Annotated in this window: 20 protein-coding genes and 2 pseudogenes; 5 read left to right on the forward strand and 17 right to left on the reverse strand. The window is 42.9% G+C overall.

What is annotated here, in order from left to right; genetic code table 11:
• Positions 1-20: 20 nt before the first annotated feature.
• The 5 genes from NSU05_RS11560 to ansA all read right to left on the reverse strand — a co-directional run bounded on the left by NSU05_RS11560 (position 21) and on the right by ansA (position 5681).
• Positions 21-236, reverse strand: coding sequence for a hypothetical protein (locus NSU05_RS11560; protein ID WP_003246030.1), 216 nt, complete (start codon positions 234-236; stop codon positions 21-23).
• 99 nt (positions 237-335) lie between these two features.
• Positions 336-1655 carry an NAD-dependent malic enzyme gene (locus tag NSU05_RS11565; RefSeq protein WP_004398731.1) on the reverse strand — a complete coding sequence of 440 codons (1320 nt, stop codon included), beginning with the start codon at positions 1653-1655 and terminating at the stop codon, positions 336-338.
• Positions 1656-1672: 17 nt separating this feature from the next.
• Positions 1673-3079, reverse strand: a complete 1407-nt coding sequence (mleN, locus tag NSU05_RS11570) for a malate-H+/Na+-lactate antiporter MleN (RefSeq protein ID WP_003230432.1) — start codon at positions 3077-3079, stop codon at positions 1673-1675.
• A 140-nt stretch (positions 3080-3219) separates the two neighbouring features.
• The gene (gene aspA / locus NSU05_RS11575) at positions 3220-4647 is read right to left on the reverse strand and encodes an aspartate ammonia-lyase (RefSeq protein ID WP_014477246.1); all 1428 of its coding nucleotides are present in this window, start codon (positions 4645-4647) and stop codon (positions 3220-3222) included.
• 44 nt (positions 4648-4691) lie between these two features.
• Positions 4692-5681: an asparaginase gene (gene ansA, locus NSU05_RS11580; RefSeq protein WP_004399032.1), complete on the reverse strand. Its 990-nt coding sequence runs from the start codon at positions 5679-5681 to the stop codon at positions 4692-4694.
• A gap of 181 nt (positions 5682-5862) precedes the next feature.
• On the opposite strand from ansA, the gene ansR reads away from it, so the two are divergent.
• Positions 5863-6213, forward strand: coding sequence for an HTH-type transcriptional regulator AnsR (gene ansR, locus NSU05_RS11585; protein ID WP_004399024.1), 351 nt, complete (start codon positions 5863-5865; stop codon positions 6211-6213).
• 8 nt (positions 6214-6221) lie between these two features.
• On the opposite strand, the gene NSU05_RS11590 is transcribed toward ansR, so the two are convergent.
• A complete protein-coding gene (locus tag NSU05_RS11590) occupies positions 6222-7385 on the reverse strand; it encodes a TIGR00375 family protein (RefSeq protein WP_003246128.1) in 1164 nt (387 codons plus the stop codon).
• Entirely contained in the window at positions 7382-7939 is a 558-nt protein-coding gene (gene nudF, locus NSU05_RS11595; RefSeq protein ID WP_038429227.1) for an ADP-ribose pyrophosphatase, read from the reverse strand. The genes NSU05_RS11590 and nudF overlap by 4 nt, the downstream gene beginning before the upstream one ends.
• Positions 7940-8013: 74 nt before the next feature.
• Between nudF and mciZ the strand changes: the two genes are divergently transcribed.
• Together mciZ and NSU05_RS11605 are read left to right on the forward strand one after the other, a co-directional pair.
• Entirely contained in the window at positions 8014-8136 is a 123-nt protein-coding gene (gene mciZ / locus NSU05_RS11600) for a Z-ring formation inhibitor MciZ (protein WP_003230420.1), read from the forward strand.
• Positions 8137-8198: 62 nt separating this feature from the next.
• Positions 8199-9119 carry an aldo/keto reductase gene (locus NSU05_RS11605; protein ID WP_032730391.1) on the forward strand — a complete coding sequence of 307 codons (921 nt, stop codon included), beginning with the start codon at positions 8199-8201 and terminating at the stop codon, positions 9117-9119.
• Between the two features lie 31 nt (positions 9120-9150).
• Here the strand turns inward: NSU05_RS11605 and NSU05_RS11610 are convergent, their stop codons facing one another.
• Complete coding sequence (locus NSU05_RS11610) at positions 9151-9375, reverse strand: YqkE family protein (protein ID WP_003230416.1); 225 nt, start codon at positions 9373-9375, stop codon at positions 9151-9153.
• 159 nt (positions 9376-9534) lie between these two features.
• Here NSU05_RS11610 and NSU05_RS11615 point away from each other — a divergent pair.
• A pseudogene (locus tag NSU05_RS11615) lies at positions 9535-10444 on the forward strand (alpha/beta hydrolase).
• Between the two features lie 48 nt (positions 10445-10492).
• Here the strand turns inward: NSU05_RS11615 and NSU05_RS11620 are convergent.
• From NSU05_RS11620 to NSU05_RS11660, 9 genes and pseudogenes are all read right to left on the reverse strand, one after another.
• Positions 10493-10732, reverse strand: a complete 240-nt coding sequence (locus tag NSU05_RS11620; protein ID WP_003230411.1) for a YqkC family protein — start codon at positions 10730-10732, stop codon at positions 10493-10495.
• A 12-nt stretch (positions 10733-10744) separates the two neighbouring features.
• Positions 10745-11068 (reverse strand): iron-sulfur cluster biosynthesis family protein, encoded by a 324-nt coding sequence (locus NSU05_RS11625; RefSeq protein ID WP_003226552.1) that lies wholly within the window; start codon positions 11066-11068, stop codon positions 10745-10747.
• Positions 11065-12096 carry a bifunctional GNAT family N-acetyltransferase/GrpB family protein gene (locus tag NSU05_RS11630; RefSeq protein WP_033884658.1) on the reverse strand — a complete coding sequence of 344 codons (1032 nt, stop codon included), beginning with the start codon at positions 12094-12096 and terminating at the stop codon, positions 11065-11067. The genes NSU05_RS11625 and NSU05_RS11630 overlap by 4 nt, the downstream gene beginning before the upstream one ends.
• On the reverse strand, positions 12093-12434 hold the full coding sequence (locus NSU05_RS11635; protein ID WP_038429229.1) for an antibiotic biosynthesis monooxygenase: 342 nt from the start codon (positions 12432-12434) through the stop codon (positions 12093-12095). Before NSU05_RS11635 ends, NSU05_RS11630 begins: the two co-directional genes overlap by 4 nt.
• Positions 12435-12443: 9 nt before the next feature.
• Positions 12444-12914 carry a GNAT family N-acetyltransferase gene (locus NSU05_RS11640; protein WP_004398668.1) on the reverse strand — a complete coding sequence of 157 codons (471 nt, stop codon included), beginning with the start codon at positions 12912-12914 and terminating at the stop codon, positions 12444-12446.
• Between the two features lie 185 nt (positions 12915-13099).
• Positions 13100-13438: a YolD-like family protein gene (locus tag NSU05_RS11645; RefSeq protein WP_004398477.1), complete on the reverse strand. Its 339-nt coding sequence runs from the start codon at positions 13436-13438 to the stop codon at positions 13100-13102.
• Positions 13435-14409 (reverse strand): annotated as a pseudogene (locus NSU05_RS11650) (DNA polymerase IV); the annotation flags it as partial. The gene NSU05_RS11645 and the pseudogene NSU05_RS11650, both read right to left, overlap by 4 nt.
• 67 nt (positions 14410-14476) lie before the next feature.
• Positions 14477-15766, reverse strand: coding sequence for a homocysteine synthase (locus tag NSU05_RS11655; protein ID WP_038429230.1), 1290 nt, complete (start codon positions 15764-15766; stop codon positions 14477-14479).
• A 277-nt stretch (positions 15767-16043) separates the two neighbouring features.
• Complete coding sequence (locus NSU05_RS11660; protein WP_038429231.1) at positions 16044-16937, reverse strand: EamA family transporter; 894 nt, start codon at positions 16935-16937, stop codon at positions 16044-16046.
• Between the two features lie 215 nt (positions 16938-17152).
• On the opposite strand from NSU05_RS11660, the gene NSU05_RS11665 reads away from it, so the two are divergent.
• Entirely contained in the window at positions 17153-17626 is a 474-nt protein-coding gene (locus NSU05_RS11665) for a MarR family transcriptional regulator (RefSeq protein WP_038429232.1), read from the forward strand.
• Positions 17627-17744: the final 118 nt, after the last annotated feature.

The following is a 17744-nucleotide window of genomic DNA, read 5'->3' on the forward strand; positions in this document are numbered from 1 at the left end:
AGAAACAATAGAGATGAATGCTAGGCGGCTTTTTGGGGCACAAAAAAATCCTTATCATCAACTGCTGTATGATCATAAGGATTCTTATGCTTCCGTTTATTCAAAATCTCTTTTTTGCTTTTTGTCATTCTTCCATGTGTGCTGAAAGATGGTGTGCTGCCTCTTGATAATAAGACGTCACGTCCGCCGTTTCTCAATCGATGCCCCCGCTTCTTTTTCGCTTGGCTTTTTGCCATGTGATCACTCCCTTTTTTATTTTCATAGTAATGATAACAAAATTGAACAATGATAAGAAAAAAACAGCACCTGCTACGACAGGTGCTGTTTAGCTACATTTATTTCACTGCTGTAAGAGCTGCATGCTCGACAGCTGCTGCTACCGCATGATGGACTTTTGAATCAAGCGGCTGAGGGACAACATCACCTTGTTTAGTGCAAGCTGCGATGGCCTCTGCTGCTGCGACAAGCATATCATGATTAATCTCCGTGCTTTTTGCGTTAAGCGCTCCTCTAAAAATCCCTGGAAAACCGAGTACATTATTAACAGAACGCCCGTCAGCTGCATATGCGGCGCCAGCCTGCAGTGCGGCCTCCGGCTCAATTTCCGGCTTCGGATTCGATAAAGCCAGAATCACTTGACCAGAACGTACAAATGCCGGTTTTATTAAACCCGGAACGCCCGTTGTAGCAATGACAATATCACATGTTTCCATAAGCTCCTCAATACTGGAAACTGCCTGTCCGCCGTATTGTTCGAGACGGTTCATTGCTGACTCTGATTTGTCTGTTCCGTATACAGCATTCACACCATAAGCCATGAACATCCGGCAGATGGCCACGCCTGCTGCGCCAAGGCCGATTTGCCCCACTTTCGCTTCCTTCAGGTCAACCCCCGCACTCCTGCATGCCGAAATGGCAGCTGCCAGCGTCACTACAGCTGTACCATGCTGGTCATCGTGCATAACAGGGATGTTCAGCTCCTCTTTTAGGCGATCCTCGATTTCAAAACAATGCGGCGAACCGATATCCTCAAGAAGGATGCCGCTAAAGCCCGGAGAAATATGTTTTACTGTTTTGATGATTTCTTCAGGATCACTCGTATCAAGCAGTATCGGAATGCCGCTAATACCCGCCAGCTGATCAAATAAAGCAGCCTTTCCTTCCATGACAGGCATGCCAGCCACAGAGCCGATATTCCCAAGGCCTAAAATTGCGGTTCCATCCGTTACAATTGCAACAGAATTGCTGATCGTTGTATAAATAGAAGCTTTTTCAGGTTCTTTTTCGATCAGTCGGCACACGTCCGCAACACCTGGTGTGTAGACACGTCCCAGCTCTGCCAGTGAACGGATCGGCATTTTGCTTTTCATTTGGATTTTTCCGCCTTCATGTGCGGACAGGACTTCATCAGATACGGTGTGAAGCCTGATCCCTTCTCCGAGGGCCTGTACAGCCGCGATCACTTCCTGAAGCTGTTCTTCATTCTCCACTTGAACGGTAATATTCCGCATTGTGTAATTGGGTCCGACTTTTACCGTCTCCACTTCACCAATATCCCCGCCCAGAAGGCCGATGGCCGTAGCCACCCTTCCAAGATTTCCGGGAACCGAAGGCGTTTCGATCATCAGTGTCCGAATCATGTGTTTCGCTATCATTCAGTGATCCTCCCCTATTAGCCTAGTTTTTCGGCTTTAACTGTATTGTTTTTCGTATACCATATAAATTTTCCTGTATAACCATAGATAATTGCAAGACCTATTGCTACAAAACTGAGCCACATAAACGGCAGATAAGAGAAGGTAGAAACACCTAAAATACCAGCCATGTAAATCCCATTATCAGACCAAGGAACCATCCCCGAAGTCAATGTTCCCCCGACCTCTGAGTTACGTGATAACACTCTTCTGTCCAGATGTAAGCGATCATAGCTGTCTTCCATAATTTTCGGAGTCAAAATAAGAGATACATACATCGCACAGCCGAAGATGTTTGCTAAAAACGCTACGATCAGTGTAGACAATGTGACATTGCCGGCTGAAGTTAATTTCTTTTCAAACGTTGAAACAATGACTTTTAACACGCCGAGTTTCTCAAGCAGACCGCCAAAACCAAGGCCAAAGATGATGACGACGAGAGAATCAAGCATACCGACAATTCCACCGCGGTTTAACAAGCCGTTCAAAAATTCAACATCCGTTTTAATAGAGAAGCCGTTGTACGCAGTTGCAATCGCATGGGCAATATCCATTCCTTGGAAAACAACAGCCCAGATTGCACCGAGTAAAGCGCCAATTACGATAACTGGCATAGATGGCTTTTTCATCGCCAATAAGACTATGACGAGAACTGCCGGGATCAGCATCCAAATATGAATGTCAAACGTGTTTTGCAAAGATGATTTTAAGAATTCAACTTTATCAAGATCAATATTTTTCCCGCCGTACATAAATCCAACAACTGTAAAGAGTATAGCTGTAATGACATAAGCAGGTATTGATAAATAAAGCATTGCTCTCACGTGAGCCAATACATCGACTTTTGATAGTGAAGAAGCTAGAACTGTACTGTCAGACAGCGGAGACAGCTTGTCCCCAAAATAAGCACCTGAAAGAATAGCTCCCGCTACTAGAGGAAGCGGAATGCCTAACCCCTCTCCAATTGCGATCATGGCAATGCCGGCAGTTCCGACTGTTCCCCATGACGTTCCTGTTGCCACAGACATAATGGAACAAATAATTAACGTTGCCAGTAAAAAGATACTTGGGTGAATAAATTCCAGTCCGTAATAAATCAAAGTCGGCACAACGCCTCCGGCAATCCATGTTCCGATGAGCGCCCCAACTGAAACGAGAATCAGTACGGCTTCAAGGCCATTTGATATCCCATGTACAATCGCATTTTGTAAATCTTTATAAGAATAACCGAGTCTAATACCTAAAAGCATTGCAATAAACCATGAAACAAAAAGCGCCAGCTGTATCGGCAAGTCGAGAAAGACTGTAAACGATAGAACAAGTGCTAAAAATACTCCTAGTACAATAATAATTTCAAATAGTGTTGGCAATCTTACATCCTTCAAAAGAAGTCCCCCTTCATGTAAAAGCTAAAACGCTTTCAATATATAGTGCAACACGTATACTATACTTCCTCATCCCTATGTTGTAAACAGCTTATTCATCCGACTATTCGGAGATGAATAAGCTGTATTTTATACAAATTTTATTTTTCTAATAGTTCTTTCCCTGCGATACCTGGTTTGGTCATCTCATATGGGTTTAAAATAATATCCAATTCTTCTTCTGTCAGCACATCATGCTGCAGGCAAAGGTCACGGACTGATTGGCCTGTCATAATCGCTTCCCTGGCAATTCTGGCAGCCGCTTCATATCCAAGATGCGGATTGACAGCTGTGATCACGCCTGCGCTTTTTTCTACGTATTGCTTCAACCGCTTTTCGTTGGCTTCAATGCCTTTTAAGCAGTTGTCAGTGAACGAACGGAAGCCGTTGTTCATGATGCTGATGGATTGAAGCAAATTAAAGACAAGCACGGGCTCCATGACGTTCAACTCAAGCTGGCCGGCTTCTGAAGCAAGGCAGATTGTATTGTCGTTTCCGATAACCTGGAACGCAATTTGGTTGATCAGCTCCGCCATAACCGGATTGACTTTCCCCGGCATAATAGATGAACCCGGCTGACGTGCAGGCAGAGAAATTTCCGCAAGTCCGGCGCGCGGTCCCGACGCCATTAAGCGCAGGTCGTTTGCGATCTTCGACATGTTCATCATGCAGACTTTTAATGAAGCTGATACCTCTGTATAGGCATCTGTATTTTGTGTCGCATCAACAAGATGGTCAGCGCCGACAAGAGGAAGCCCACTAATATCAGCAAGGTGCTTTACTACCTGTTTGATATATTCAGGATCAGCGTTCAGCCCTGTACCAACAGCAGTTGCGCCCATGTTGACTTCATACAGGTGCTGGCGCGATTGCTTGATTCGTTTGATATCACGCTCGAGAACACGGCTGTAAGCTTCGAATTCCTGGCCAAGACGGATCGGAACCGCATCTTGAAGGTGTGTCCGGCCCATTTTAATAACAGAGTCAAACTCCTGTGCTTTTTGCTTAAACACACTATGCATATCTTCCATTGTTTTCAGCAGTTTTTCTAAGAGCTTCAATGTGGAAATATGGATAGCAGTCGGGAACACATCGTTCGTAGACTGTGACATGTTCACATGTGTGTTTGGACTTAAATGGATATAATCTCCCTTTTTATGTCCCATGATTTCAAGCGCCCGGTTTCCGATAACCTCATTCGCGTTCATGTTCATAGAAGTTCCGGCACCGCCCTGAATCGGATCGACGATAAACTGATCGTGCCACTTGCCTTCCAGAATCTCGTCAGCGGCTTGTACGATAGCTTGGCCAATTCCTTCATACAGCCGTTTCACGTCCATGTTGGCAAGAGCCGCAGCTTTTTTCACAATCGCCAGTGCGTTAATCATTTCCTCATGGATTTTGTATCCTGTGATCGGGAAATTTTCAGAAGCACGGAGCGTCTGAATTCCGTAATAAACATCTGCTTCAATTTGTTTTTCCCCAAGGAAGTCTTTTTCCACGCGATATTCTTTTTGGCCGTTTAACATAATCTTTAACCTTCTTTCTCTTTGCTGGTTATCGTTTTTACATTTTACAGGACAACGTCATCAGCTATCGGCGTTTCCATAATTCTCTTGACGACAGGAAGATCCGAAGACTGACCTAGCGCCCACATCAATTTTGGCACAATGGCTTCTGTGTTCATATTTCTTGATCGGATAATTAAGTCTTGGTTGACTCTGCGGCCAACCTCGTAAATGCTCATGTCTTCGCCTTCTTCAAGACATTGAGTCGTAATGACGACGACAATGCCGCTTTCGATCAGTTCATTCACTTTTGACAAAATGTCTCTGCCTTCAAACGGCACCCCTCCGCTGCCATAACTCTCAATGACAATTCCTTTGTACATGCTTTTCAGGGCATCAAACATTTCGGGCTTTAAGCCTGGATGCAGCTTCAGCAGACATACATCTGTGCATAGTGAAGTGTCAACTGTGAAGGTGTCGTTCTCAGGTTCCGTTACTTGTTTGTTGTATTCGATCCCGTCTTCATTGATAAAAGCGATATATGGGTAATTGATGCTTTCAAATGCGTCGTAGCTTTTCGTTCTTAATTTGATCGCACGTGTTCCCTGAATGACTCTGCCGTCAAACACAACATAAACGCCGCCCACGCCTTCACAGGCAAATCGAATGGCATCAGTAATATTTTTTTTGGCATCGGTTTTTTGGAACGTGATCGGAATCTGCGAGCCGGTGATGACAATCGGCTTTTTGGCATGCTGCAGCATATACGATAGTGCGGCAGATGTATAGGCCATTGTATCTGTACCGTGAGTAATAACAAACCCGTCATAGGCATCATAATTTTCCTTAACGGCTTCCGCTATTTCCACCCAGTATTCAGGCTGCATATTGGTGCTGTCTATATTCATAAGCGACTGAGTTTCCATTGTGTAATCGTTATCAAGTTTTGATACGTAACTTAATAATTCATCAGCCTTGACTCCGGGAGCCAGCCCATTTTCCCCTTCAACTGAAGCAATCGTTCCCCCAGTTGTCAACATCAATAATTTTTTCATACCATGCACCTCTTCACTGTATCTAAAGATGGGTTGCGAGAAGGTATTCGCTTTTCGCATACTTTTAATGCAATTATAGACACGGAAAATAAAATACGCAAGACATTATTATTCAATTCGCGTACACTTCCTAATACCTATATGATATAATCAGCTCAAGGTGAAAAAGGAGCGGAAGTTCATGAATCTAGATCGTTTAACTGAATTGAGAAAAAAGAAAAATTGGTCGCTTCAATATACAGCTGACCTTCTCGGTATCGCAAAAAGCACATATGCCGGCTACGAGTCAGGCTACCGACGGCCTTCACTTGAAGCGCTTGCCATGCTGGCTGACCTCTTTGACACAACCTGCGATGAACTTTTAGGCCGCGAGAAACAAAAGCAGACTGCTCCTCAGGCCATAGAATTGGCCACGTGGAGCAGCCTTGACTTTACCATTTCTGTTGATGGCCAGCCGCTGAGTGAAGATGAAATCATCCAGCTGATTACCTTTATACGCACAAAAAGAAAAGTACAGGAGGAACTGAGTTAATCTTTAACTCACGGTTTAATTTTACCGTAGGTTCCTCCTCCTCCGGCTTTCAATTCCAGTTTTCCGGATCTCGCTTTTACGATAAGCGCCGCGGTTTTCGGCGGGACAACGCGAGCCAAATCTTCTTCTGCAGCCTCATGAAGAACAGCCATTTCTGTTCCGAAGGCTTTTTTTAGTTTGTCCAGCGTTTTCGGGCCTACACCCGGAACAAATTGCAGCGGGATCTGATGTACATATCGCGGACGCGGGACGCGAACTTCAAGCTGATCACTCAATTCACGCAATCTATCGCTGACTCCCTTGGTAAATCTGGCTTTTCCGCAATTCGCGCACGCTGTTTCCCCGCTTACAGCAGGCTCTCCGCACGCTTCGCAAGCCGTCTGATAATATTTCCCCAATAACGGGTCCAAGCCATAATTTGCGATAATTTTCCTGTCATCTTGTCCCTTTAATGCAAGAGCAAATTCAGTAAAATCAGCTGACTGCACATATAATTCATTATATTCTCTGCCGATTTTCCCCAACGAATGCGCATCAGAATTTGTTAAAAAAGGATACGGATTCAATTGCGATACGTGTGATGCCATGTCTGTATCACAGCTTAATCCAAGCTCCACCGCGTCTATCATAGATGGATCAAAAACCTCAGTTAAGCTTGATTTAACCCCTTTTCCATATAAGCTTTTATGCGGCGTAAAGATATGGGCGGGGATAAACAGGCCGCCCATATCCTGCACTTTTTTTTGCAGGTTTAAGCCCGTTTCATAAATCCGCTGCGAGCTCAAATGAATATTTTTCAGCCGGGCTGACAGCCAGTTTGAAAACTGTTTCATATCAGCCAGCGTCGGCATAAATACGAGCACATGGATCGGTCCGCTGCAGGCTTCATCATAAATCTCCAGCTCGCTCCCCAATAAAAGAGTCGTGCTGCGATAACGGATTCCTCCCCCGTCAAGCTCGCGATATTTTCCAGATGAAATGCCTTCCTCAAGCTCTAGAATGACTTCCGGAGAATGACAGTCGATAATGCCGAGGAGTTCAATTCCTTTATGTTCACTGGCTTCAACCAAAATTCTGTCCAGCGTTAATGTTTTGGCGCCTGTTATTTTGACAGCCCTTCCTGTAAAGGTTCGGCCGATATGAATGTGCAAATCCGCGTAAATCTTTTTCATTTTTGTGCTTGGAGCGCTTCTTTCAGCTGAAGATACTGAATCGCGTAGGCTGTTTTAGCATCATATACTTCACGCAATTCAACCAGCTTTAGCGCATCTTCAAGCGTCACCTCCATCACTTCAACAAACTCGTCCTCATCAAGCTCCCGTTTTTCTTCAAGCACAGAAAGCTCCTCAGCAAGAAAAACGTGAACGATTTCATCTGCAAATCCGGGTGATGTATAAAACGCAGTTATTTTTGTCAGTTTTTTTGCTGTATAACCGGTTTCCTCTTCAAGTTCCCGAAGTGCCGTATACTCCGGCTCCTCACCTTTTTCAAGCTTACCGGCCGGAATTTCAACGATCGTCTGCTCAAGCGGCTTACGGAATTGTTTGACCATGATGATTTTCCCTTCATCTGTGACGGCTAGTACCGCTACAGCTCCAGGGTGTTTCACAATTTCACGTTTACTGGCTTTGCCGTTTGGCAGCTCTACATCCTCGACATAAAGATCAATGACTTTACCCGAAAAGATCTGTTCTTTGGCAATTGTTTTTTCTTCTAATGATTTCATTTCTTCATCTCCCGTTCTGTCTCTATATGATGCCCCATACATTTTATCATACTAGAGCAAAAGGGGGCTTCTTTGTGAAAGTGCACCGCATGCCAAAAGGTGTTGTCTTAGTCGGAAAAGCATGGGAAATTCGGGCGAAGTTAAAAGAGTATGGACGCACATTTCAATATGTGAAAGATTGGATCTCAAAGCCATAAAAGTTGAAACTTTAGCTCCTTTATATTACGGTCAATACAAAGCCTAAAAAAGGAGTGTGCACATGAGAAAGCGCAAATTGGGTACATCTGATTTAGACATTAGCGAAGTCGGACTCGGCTGTATGTCTCTTGGAACTGAAAAAAACAAAGCATTGTCCATTCTGGATGAAGCGATCGAGCTCGGCATCAACTATTTGGACACAGCGGATTTGTATGACCGGGGACGCAATGAAGAAATTGTCGGTGATGCGATCCAAAACAGACGCCAGGATATTATTCTGGCAACAAAAGCGGGAAACCGTTGGGATGACGGAAGCGAGGGCTGGTATTGGGACCCTTCAAAAGCTTACATAAAAGAGGCGGTAAAAAAGAGCCTTACACGGCTGAAAACAGATTATATCGACCTTTATCAGCTCCACGGCGGCACGATAGAGGACAACATTGATGAAACGATTGAAGCGTTTGAGGAATTAAAACAAGAAGGTGTCATCCGCTACTACGGCATTTCTTCCATCCGCCCGAATGTGATTAAAGAATATGTAAAAAAATCAAACATCGTCAGCATTATGATGCAATTCAGCCTGTTTGACAGACGCCCTGAGGAATGGCTCCCGCTTTTAGAGGGACATCAAATCAGCGTAGTCGCCAGAGGTCCTGTTGCCAAAGGGCTCTTAACTGAAAAACCGCTTGATCAAGCTTCAGACAGTATGAAACAAAACGGGTACTTGTCCTATTCATTCGAGGAACTGACAAATGCCCGCAAGGCAATGGAGGAAGTGGCTCCCGATCTTTCCATGACAGAAAAGTCGCTGCAGTATCTGCTAGCACAGCCGGCTGTCGCTTCAGTGATTACAGGCGCCAGTAAGATTGAGCAGTTACGGGAAAATATTCAGGCAGCAAATGCACGGCGTTTAACCGAGGAGGAAATCAAAGCGCTCCAATCTCATACGAAACAAGACATTTACAAAGCTCATCGCTCATAGCAGAAAAACCAGCACCCGTACAGGTGCTGGTTTATTTATATTGATGCCAATCCATTTGGCTTTCATTTAGGAGTTCTTCAAAGCTCTTATTTTTTTCGATCTCTTTTTTCTTTCTGATCTGTTCTGCTTTTTCTCTTTCCTGCCTCTTTTCATCCTCTTCCTTCAATTGGCTCTTCATCTCCATAAGCTTTGCTTTGATATCGGATTGAAGGCCGTCTTTTAGCTGGTGTTTGTCAGCGGATTTTTGTTTTTTCATTCAGACTTCCCCCATGTTTTGTTTTGAAGACAGTTTATCACGGAGCATATACACTGAACAAGCAGACTCTCTTCTGGTCACTTTCTCAGCGGAGCGGTGTTTAGGTATAATGATTTTAAACACGAATTACCTATATTTAGTTGAAAGGTGCTGTGACTTTTGAAGAAAATCCTTTTGGCCATTGGCGCTCTCGTAACAGCTGTCATCGCAATCGGAATTGTTTTTTCAAATATGATTCTATTCATCAAGAAAAAAACGGATGAAGACATTATCAAAAGAGAGACAGACAACGGACATGATGTGTTTGAATCATTTGAACAAATGGAGAAAACCGCTTTTGTGATACCCTCCGCTTACGGGTACGACATAAAAGGATACCATGTCGCACCGCATGACACACCAAATACCATCATCATCTGCCACGGGGTAACCATGAATGTGCTGAATTCTCTTAAGTATATGCATTTATTTCTTGATCTCGGCTGGAATGTGCTCATTTATGACCACCGCCGGCATGGCCAAAGCGGCGGAAAGACGACCAGCTACGGGTTTTACGAAAAGGATGATCTCAATAAGGTTGTCAGCTGGCTCAAAAACAAAACAAATCATCGCGGATTGATCGGAATTCATGGTGAGTCGATGGGGGCTGTGACCGCCCTGCTTTATGCTGGTGCACACTGCAGCGATGGCGCTGATTTTTATATTGCCGATTGTCCGTTCGCATGTTTTGATGAACAGCTTGCCTACCGGCTGAGAGCGGAATACAGGCTCCCGTCTTGGCCCCTGCTCCCTATCGCCGACTTCTTTTTTGAAGCTGAGGGGCGGCTATCGCGCACGCGAAGTATCTCCGCTTGCTGTCATTGATAAAATCGAAAAGCCGGTCCTCTTTATTCACAGTAAGGATGATGACTACATTCCTGTTTCTTCGACCGAGCGGCTTTATGAAAAGAAACGCGGGCCGAAAGCGCTGTACATTGCCGAGAACGGTGAACACGCCATGTCATATACCAAAAATCGGGATACGTACCGAAAAACAGTGCAGGAGTTTTTAGACAACATGAATGATTAAACAGAATAAAAAAGCGAAAGGCCTCTTCGGCTCTTTCGCTTTTTTATGTTACAGAACGTCGGTAATGCCATCCATATTTTCTCTGATCCATTCAATCGCAAGATCTATCGTTGTAAACTCCTGCGTCTCGAAGGTCATTTCATCCTGCAATAGCCAGACATCTTTCTTGATGGACTCTGCTCCTCCGATTGACCAGTGAAGCAAGGTATAGGGATGGTTTTGATTCAGGAAGGATACCCACGTTTTATTTTGTGCTGTGTTCTTCATTGCCTTCAGCTTTTGTTCCACGTTTCGCGTCTCCTACTTTACTAATATGCTCATTCTGGGGCTGAGCATTTCAGCCGGGCTTTTCAGCGCCAATGTTTTGGCTTTTTCATTGTAATCGATCGTCATTTGATCGTCAAAAAACACTTTTTGCGACGATTGGATATACAGCGGAATGCCGTTCGTTTCCAGCTGCTCGCACTGTCCCGTTAATTCTTCTGCCAGCCAGATTGTCGGGACACCGCTTACCGCGCAGCCGCATCCTTCTGCATCGTAACGAAGCTGGGCTTTTTTTCCCGGGTTGGCGTCAAACGCCTGCTGCAGTGCCTGTTTTGCTGCATCTGTCACATGTATGTTCATAAGGTGAAACCCCCGTTTTCATCATTTTCGCTATTGTAGCATACAATACTGCCATTCGCATTGTTTCTGCCTTTTTTCCACCGCTTCGCATTTTCTTCTGCAGTCTTGATCCACTCATCTTTCCCTTGTATATACTGATTGATGCTGTCAGGGTGCTGGGCCGCCAGCTGTTTTTTGAGAACGGCGTATTCTTTCGCTATGTTTGGATGAGCTCTGAGATAATCTCTGAATAACAGATGCCTTTCAATAGCAGGGTTTCCCTGTTCGTACATATGGACATGATGAGTGCGTTTATTTCCGCCCTTTTGGAAATAACGCCTGCCCGCTATACCGTTCTCACCTTTTGGTGTATAGCCGTTGGCCTTCATTTGTTCATCAAATTGGCTCACGGCTTCAATGCTTCTGACTTCAATTAACATATCAATGATTGGCTTCGCTGCCATGTTAGGTATTGATGTGCTTCCGATGTGATGAATAGCGATAATCTCCGGCCCGAACACAAGTTTCAGCCGTTCTTTTTCTTCATCGAAACATTCTGCCCATTTTTCGTTGTAGAGAATGATCTCAACTTTTCTTTTCGGATACAAATGAAAGACCGACAGCAATAGACCCTGCGCTGCTTTGACGGTTTCTGCCTTTTGGAATCCGGCCTGTGTATAGAGTGACACAGCCGGGGTATTGTTCTCGGCTGTGACTACTTCGATTTTCTCAGCGTCTTTATTATGATCAATGACAAATTGCAGAAGCGCTCGTCCAATTCCTTTTCTGAAACCGTCAGGATGCACAACAAGCCTGCAAATGGTGAGATAATGCATGTTTTTCTCATATGAAATGACACCGATCAGCTTGCCGTTTTTCCGATATCCCGCAAACCGCTCATGGGATGCTTGAATATCCTTCACCTTCTCTTGTAAAGCGGGAATACCGTCAAAACCGATAATCTCTGTTTCCTTTATGTAGGCGGGGATCTGTACGGCTAAAATCTCACGCGCTATAGTGTCTTCCTTATGCTGGAGAAATTCAATCATTCGTGTTCCTCCTGAAACAGCCGCTGTCTTTCGACTTTTGCGACGCGGACTGCATACGACTCGTACCAAAGGCTTTTTCCTTTTTCTTTTGCCGCTTGATGTTCAGTGTGATGCTTCCAATGGTTAATTGCGTCCATACTGTCCCAATAGGAAACTGTGATGCCCCTTCCATCCGCTTCACGTACGCTTTCCACGCCTAAAAATCCAGGCTGATCCGCCGCAAGCGATACCATCCGCTCCGCTGTTTCTTCATATCCTGTGTCATTTTCGCTTTTGACAGAAGAAAAAATGACTGCATAGTAAGGAGGCTCAGGTGTTTTTGATAAAAAATCCATCATATTTCCCCCTCATATGTTTTTGACAAACAGTACCCTGTCTTGGCCCGGGCCATCATAGTTTGCAAACACTGAGATGCCATTTACCGTTTTGGTGCCCTTTTCAATATCAAACCCCAATTTTGTGTGATATGCGATTGATACCTTATTCACAGGTGAAGTGACACACTTCACCCGGGTGCAGCCCCTTTGTTTTACTGTTTCGATAAATACATCATACAATTGTTTCCCAATTTGCATTTTTCTGAAATCCGGATGCACACCGGAAAAATGAATGTACGCCGTTTCAGGATCGGATTGCGATTGAAATCCGATTAAAAATCCCGTCATGCTGTTATGTTCGGATGTAATAAAGCTTGTGTCCTGAAAATGCTCAAAAAATAGTCTCGGCAATTTTTCTTTCAGCTGTCTGCCGCCCCACCATTCATTCAGTACAGACGTTACCATTTCATAATCTGAAGACGTGATTGTTCGAATATCCATTACGATTTGATCTCCCTCCGTCTGGCAAAACGAATGTCAGCTCTTTTTCTCACAATATAAAAATTATATTTTGCCTGGCTGGAATTGTAAATGCCTTCTTTCCTGTATCATACGTTTCCAGACTGCCGAGGGAACAATGTTTGATCATTTTACGCCTATTTCTCCCCCAAACAGGAGGAGAGACTTTACAGCACAATATCAAGCACTTGATCAAGTTTCAGCTTATAAAGCTGATCCTCGTCTCCTTTTATCCATACTGCTTTTTCAAACTCTTCATACCGGCAGATTTTCCCGGTGCAGCAGACAATCTCACCGTCCTGAAAGCAGCTGACAGTGATATCCTGAGCAAACTCCATCGCGGCGCAAAGCGTTTGATTCATCTCTTCCAGCTTATCGGGGTCAAGGATCGGCTTTTGCAGCTTCTGTTTAAGTCGCTTTCTCTCCAGCAGGCTTTGCTTATGTTCCGGCAGAAACATCCTGCTCCCTTCCCACAGCAGGTTGCCCCTTTTTAAATGGTCGTTCATTTATAATGCCCCCCTATTTTAGCCGCACGTTCAAATGCCTGGCCTGCCGCTGTCAGTGACGCCGCCCTGATGATTGCTGTATCGCCGAATCGATTTTTAATGCCATCCATCACATAGCCTAGGCTCATTTTCTTTGCATAATCCTGAAATAAATTGAGCTGCCATATGTCATCAGATGAGAGCTGAGACAGATTGACACCGAGGCGGCGGACGGGTTTCCCGTCCCAAAATGTAAGAAACAGCCGTCGTACAGCCTCATATACATCCTGCGTAGAATTAGTCGGCTCTGCCAGCTTCACTTGCCGGTTGAAGCCCGTCGGCCAATCAAAATCAGCACCCCGGCAGCTCACTGACACTGTCTGCCCCATGACCCCGGCGTTTCGGCTTCGCCTGCACACCTCTTCACTCAGCTCAAGCAATACGACCTTGATTTCTTTGTCAAAGTGTTCGTAGTCTCTCGGGAGAGTCATTCCATGACCTATCGCCTTTTGCCCGTCCAGAGACGAAGTTGACACAGGGGAATAGTCGATTCCGTTTGCCGTCATCCACAGCACGTGGCCGTTAATGCCCCATTTCTTTTTTAAAAGATCGAGCGGAAAAGCCGCGAGCCCGCCGATCGTGCTGATGCCCATTCGATTTAAATGATGCTTCATGCGGCTCCCGACGCCAAACATGCTGCCCACCGGGAGCGGCCACATTTCGGTTTTCATATTTTCTTTCGTTAAGGTAAAAATACCGTTCTTATTCTTTTTGGCAAAATTGTCACACGCAATTTTGGCCAGCGCTTTGTTAGGGCCGATTCCGACCCGTGCATAAACGCCGATCTCCCGCATGATTCTGCCCTGAATGCTTTTCGCGATCTCCATCGGCGTCCCAAACAGCTTCTGGCTGCCTGTAATGTCCATGAACTGTTCATCAATTCTGTTGTCAATAAGTTTTAACCATTTGTAAACCATAACATATAGTTCTATTAATCAATTATATGAAATTTGTTCATCAAAATGGTTTAGGAGGATTTATTTTGCGGTGAGGTTAATGTTATTGCTGACTGGCTTGGAGAGCGTTGTCTAAATCGTAAAGAATATCATCAATCGTTTCAATACCAATAGAAAGACGAATCATATCCGGAGTAACACCGGCTTTTACCTGACTTTCTTCATCCAGCTGTTGATGGGTCGTGCTGGCAGGATGAATAACCAGTGATTTCGCATCGCCAACATTCGCCAAATGACTGAAAATCTTCACGCTGTTAATAAATTTCTTCCCTTCTTCCACACCGCCTTTAATACCAAATGTGAAAATGGATCCTGCTCCTTTTGGCAAATACTTTTGAGCAAGTTCGTGATAAGGGTTTGATGCAAGGCCTGGATAATTAACCCATGAGACATGGGGATGTTTTTCTAAAAATTGTGCAACCTTAAGGGCATTTTCCACATGGCGCTCCATCCGTAGAGGAAGAGTTTCTAATCCCTGAAGAAACATAAATGTATTGAATGGCGAAGCGGAAGCCCCAATGTCTCTAAGCAACGTAACGCGTGCTTTTGTAATATAAGCTAACGATCCCAGTGCATCTGTATAAACTAGCCCATGATAACTTAGATCTGGTTCTGACAAACCTGAAAATTTTCCGTTAGCCCAATTGAATTTTCCAGAATCTACAATAACACCGCCGATAGAGGTTCCATGGCCGCCAATAAATTTGGTAGCTGAATGAACCACAATATCTGCGCCATACTCAATTGGCCTGCATAAATATGGGGAGGCAAATGTATTATCAACGATAAGCGGAACATTATTTGCATGTGCAATATCGGCAATTGCTTGAATATCAGCAATATTAATTCGAGGATTTCCAATCGTTTCTATAAACACAGCCTTTGTTTTATCATTAATTTTTTCTTGAAATTGAGCTGGATCGTCTACATCAACAAAGTGAAATTTAATTCCAAGCTTTGGAAAAGTATGAGCAAATAAAGCATAGGTTCCCCCATACAGGCTGCTGGAAGCGATAATTTCATCTCCTGCTTCTGCAATATTCAAAATAGAATATGTAATAGCTGACTGTCCCGATGAAGTTGCTAATGCCCCTACGCCGCCTTCCATTAGGGCAACACGTTGCTCAAAAACATCATGAGTAGGATTCATGATACGTGTATAAATATTTCCGGGTTCTTTTAAAGAAAACAAATCTGCAGCATGATCTGTGTCGTTAAAGATATATGAGCTTGTTTGATAAATAGGGACTGCTCTAGAATTTGTAGTGGGGTCAGGTACTTGTCCTCCATGAAGAGCAATTGTTTCAAACCCTAATGAATGCTTTTTCTCCATCATTATACCCTCGTTTCACTCATCTTTATATTCTGAACATTGCGTAATGATATCACAGAGTTTACTTCCCTACTATCCATTTTGCTTTGAAATGGTTTAATGGCTCTTTCTTTTAAACTTATGTTAATTTATCTGGTTAAAATAAACAATTTATAAATTTTGATTTCAGATTTTCTTTCTCATTATGAAGAATAGAGTAACTAAAGAGTCAACAGCATATTATTCACTCTTCTATCAGTTAGGGATCTAGCAACCCATTAAATTAAGAAGAGTTTCTCTATTTAACTACTTGTTCGGGTATATTTGATGCTTTCTGCTTTGTATTAGACACTAAGAGTATACTCATTAATACTACCGATAAGCCTATATAAGTACTCAAGGTAGTTCGTTCATCTAAAAATAAAACACCCCAGATTATACCGAATATGGGTACCAATAGGGTTACACTAACGGTTTTAGTTGGCCCTATATTTTTTATCAGATAAAAATAGAGAAGATAAGCAACACTTGTAGAAAATATGGCTAATCCTAAAACTGAAATAGTCACACCTATACTTGGTAACTTGTTAGGCATATTAAGGAGTGCAAAAGGCAGTAAAACAATACTTGCTCCTAATTGCTGTCCAATAGCTAAATCAAAAGATTTCATATCTTGAAAAGCTCTTTTACTATATACTCCTCCTATTCCATAGAATAAAGCTGCTAAAGAAATAGCTACTATTGATAATATAACCTTTACATTTAGTTGAATAGGACTCCAACCAACCAGGATTCCTACTCCTATGCATCCCATAATAATACCAAGGAAAGTACGCATATTTTTACCTTCTTTAAGCCATAAAATAGATATGATTACGGAAAACAAGGGCGTTGTAGAATTAATAATAGCAGCGAGTGACGCGGAAAGGTTTAACTCAGCGTAAGCAATTAAAACGAATGGAATGGCTGCATTAATGGCACCCAGAATCATTAACTCTTTCCATTTGTGCTTGATTTCTATTTTTTGTTTTAGTAATCGTGCAAAAATAATAAGAGAGATAGCTGCAATTCCTACACGGCTTTCTATAAGAAATAAAGGGCCTAATGAAGGTGAAGCTATTTTGATGAATAAAAATGATGCACCAAAAAGGCTAGCCAGCAATAGTAAGGTGCTAAATTGTTTGAAAGACATATCTTTACCATATCCTTTCTAAATGAGTAATTAAATCTCAAATTGACTCCTAATAGTTTAGCACCTAAACTATTAGGAGTCAATTTGAGTATGGGGTCTTAAATCTGGCTTACCGTCAAAGATTAAATATGGGCTATGTTGTTCATGTTCAATTAAGAGTAAATAGGTATGCTATACTGAGGAATAAATAACTAAAGTGATACCAGGTGAAATGTATGAAGACAAGAGAAGAAATTTTTAATGAACTACTAGAATCTATTTATGAACTCTCTCGTAACACGAGTGCATACGAAAACATACCTCGAAAATATGGAACAGAAGATGAACTATATATGGTTGAAGCACATACCATTGATTTAATTGGAGAAAATGTGAAAGTTAGCCCTTCGCACCTTGTGAAGCTTACCAATAAAACAAAAGGTGCCATTTCTCAAATGGTGGATAAATTATTTAAAAAAGGGTTGGTTATAAAATATAAAAATCCAACCAATAGTCGAGAAGTTATCATAGAGTTGTCGGAAAAAGGAAAACAAGCTTATAAGTATCACAAAGAACTTGATCGAATGGAATATGGAAAAATATTGAGTAGACTGGATCAATTTTCAACAGAAGATTTTATAAATTTCATGAAAATTGCTTCTGTAGTAAACGACCATATGAAAGACTCAACTCGAAAAAGTTTCCATTAATTTCATATACCTTAAAAAATCATTCACTAAAATATAAATAATAGTGTTATGGGATCTTTATCTGAAAGCAACTAAAAAGAACCCATTTTGAAAAAAATCAATCAAAATGGGTTCTTTA

It is taken from the genome of Bacillus sp. EU52 (assembly GCF_037964975.1).
Lineage (GTDB): Bacteria > Bacillota > Bacilli > Bacillales > Bacillaceae > Bacillus > Bacillus subtilis.

What these genes read in the sequence shown, in the direction of transcription:
- NSU05_RS11560 (WP_003246030.1), bottom strand. Translation starts at nt 236, where the DNA reads ATGGCAAAAAGCCAAGCGAAAAAGAAGCGGGGGCATCGATTGAGAAAC.
- NSU05_RS11565 (WP_004398731.1), bottom strand. Translation starts at nt 1,655, where the DNA reads ATGATAGCGAAACACATGATTCGGACACTGATGATCGAAACGCCTTCG.
- aspA (WP_014477246.1), bottom strand. Translation starts at nt 4,647, where the DNA reads ATGTTAAACGGCCAAAAAGAATATCGCGTGGAAAAAGACTTCCTTGGG.
- ansA (WP_004399032.1), bottom strand. Translation starts at nt 5,681, where the DNA reads ATGAAAAAATTATTGATGTTGACAACTGGGGGAACGATTGCTTCAGTT.
- ansR (WP_004399024.1), top strand. Translation starts at nt 5,863, where the DNA reads ATGAATCTAGATCGTTTAACTGAATTGAGAAAAAAGAAAAATTGGTCG.
- NSU05_RS11590 (WP_003246128.1), bottom strand. Translation starts at nt 7,385, where the DNA reads ATGAAAAAGATTTACGCGGATTTGCACATTCATATCGGCCGAACCTTT.
- nudF (WP_038429227.1), bottom strand. Translation starts at nt 7,939, where the DNA reads ATGAAATCATTAGAAGAAAAAACAATTGCCAAAGAACAGATCTTTTCG.
- NSU05_RS11605 (WP_032730391.1), top strand. Translation starts at nt 8,199, where the DNA reads ATGAGAAAGCGCAAATTGGGTACATCTGATTTAGACATTAGCGAAGTC.
- NSU05_RS11610 (WP_003230416.1), bottom strand. Translation starts at nt 9,375, where the DNA reads ATGAAAAAACAAAAATCCGCTGACAAACACCAGCTAAAAGACGGCCTT.
- NSU05_RS11625 (WP_003226552.1), bottom strand. Translation starts at nt 11,068, where the DNA reads ATGAACATACATGTGACAGATGCAGCAAAACAGGCACTGCAGCAGGCG.
- NSU05_RS11630 (WP_033884658.1), bottom strand. Translation starts at nt 12,096, where the DNA reads ATGATTGAATTTCTCCAGCATAAGGAAGACACTATAGCGCGTGAGATT.
- NSU05_RS11635 (WP_038429229.1), bottom strand. Translation starts at nt 12,434, where the DNA reads ATGATGGATTTTTTATCAAAAACACCTGAGCCTCCTTACTATGCAGTC.
- NSU05_RS11640 (WP_004398668.1), bottom strand. Translation starts at nt 12,914, where the DNA reads ATGGATATTCGAACAATCACGTCTTCAGATTATGAAATGGTAACGTCT.
- NSU05_RS11645 (WP_004398477.1), bottom strand. Translation starts at nt 13,438, where the DNA reads ATGAACGACCATTTAAAAAGGGGCAACCTGCTGTGGGAAGGGAGCAGG.
- NSU05_RS11655 (WP_038429230.1), bottom strand. Translation starts at nt 15,766, where the DNA reads ATGGAGAAAAAGCATTCATTAGGGTTTGAAACAATTGCTCTTCATGGA.
- NSU05_RS11660 (WP_038429231.1), bottom strand. Translation starts at nt 16,937, where the DNA reads ATGTCTTTCAAACAATTTAGCACCTTACTATTGCTGGCTAGCCTTTTT.
- NSU05_RS11665 (WP_038429232.1), top strand. Translation starts at nt 17,153, where the DNA reads ATGAAGACAAGAGAAGAAATTTTTAATGAACTACTAGAATCTATTTAT.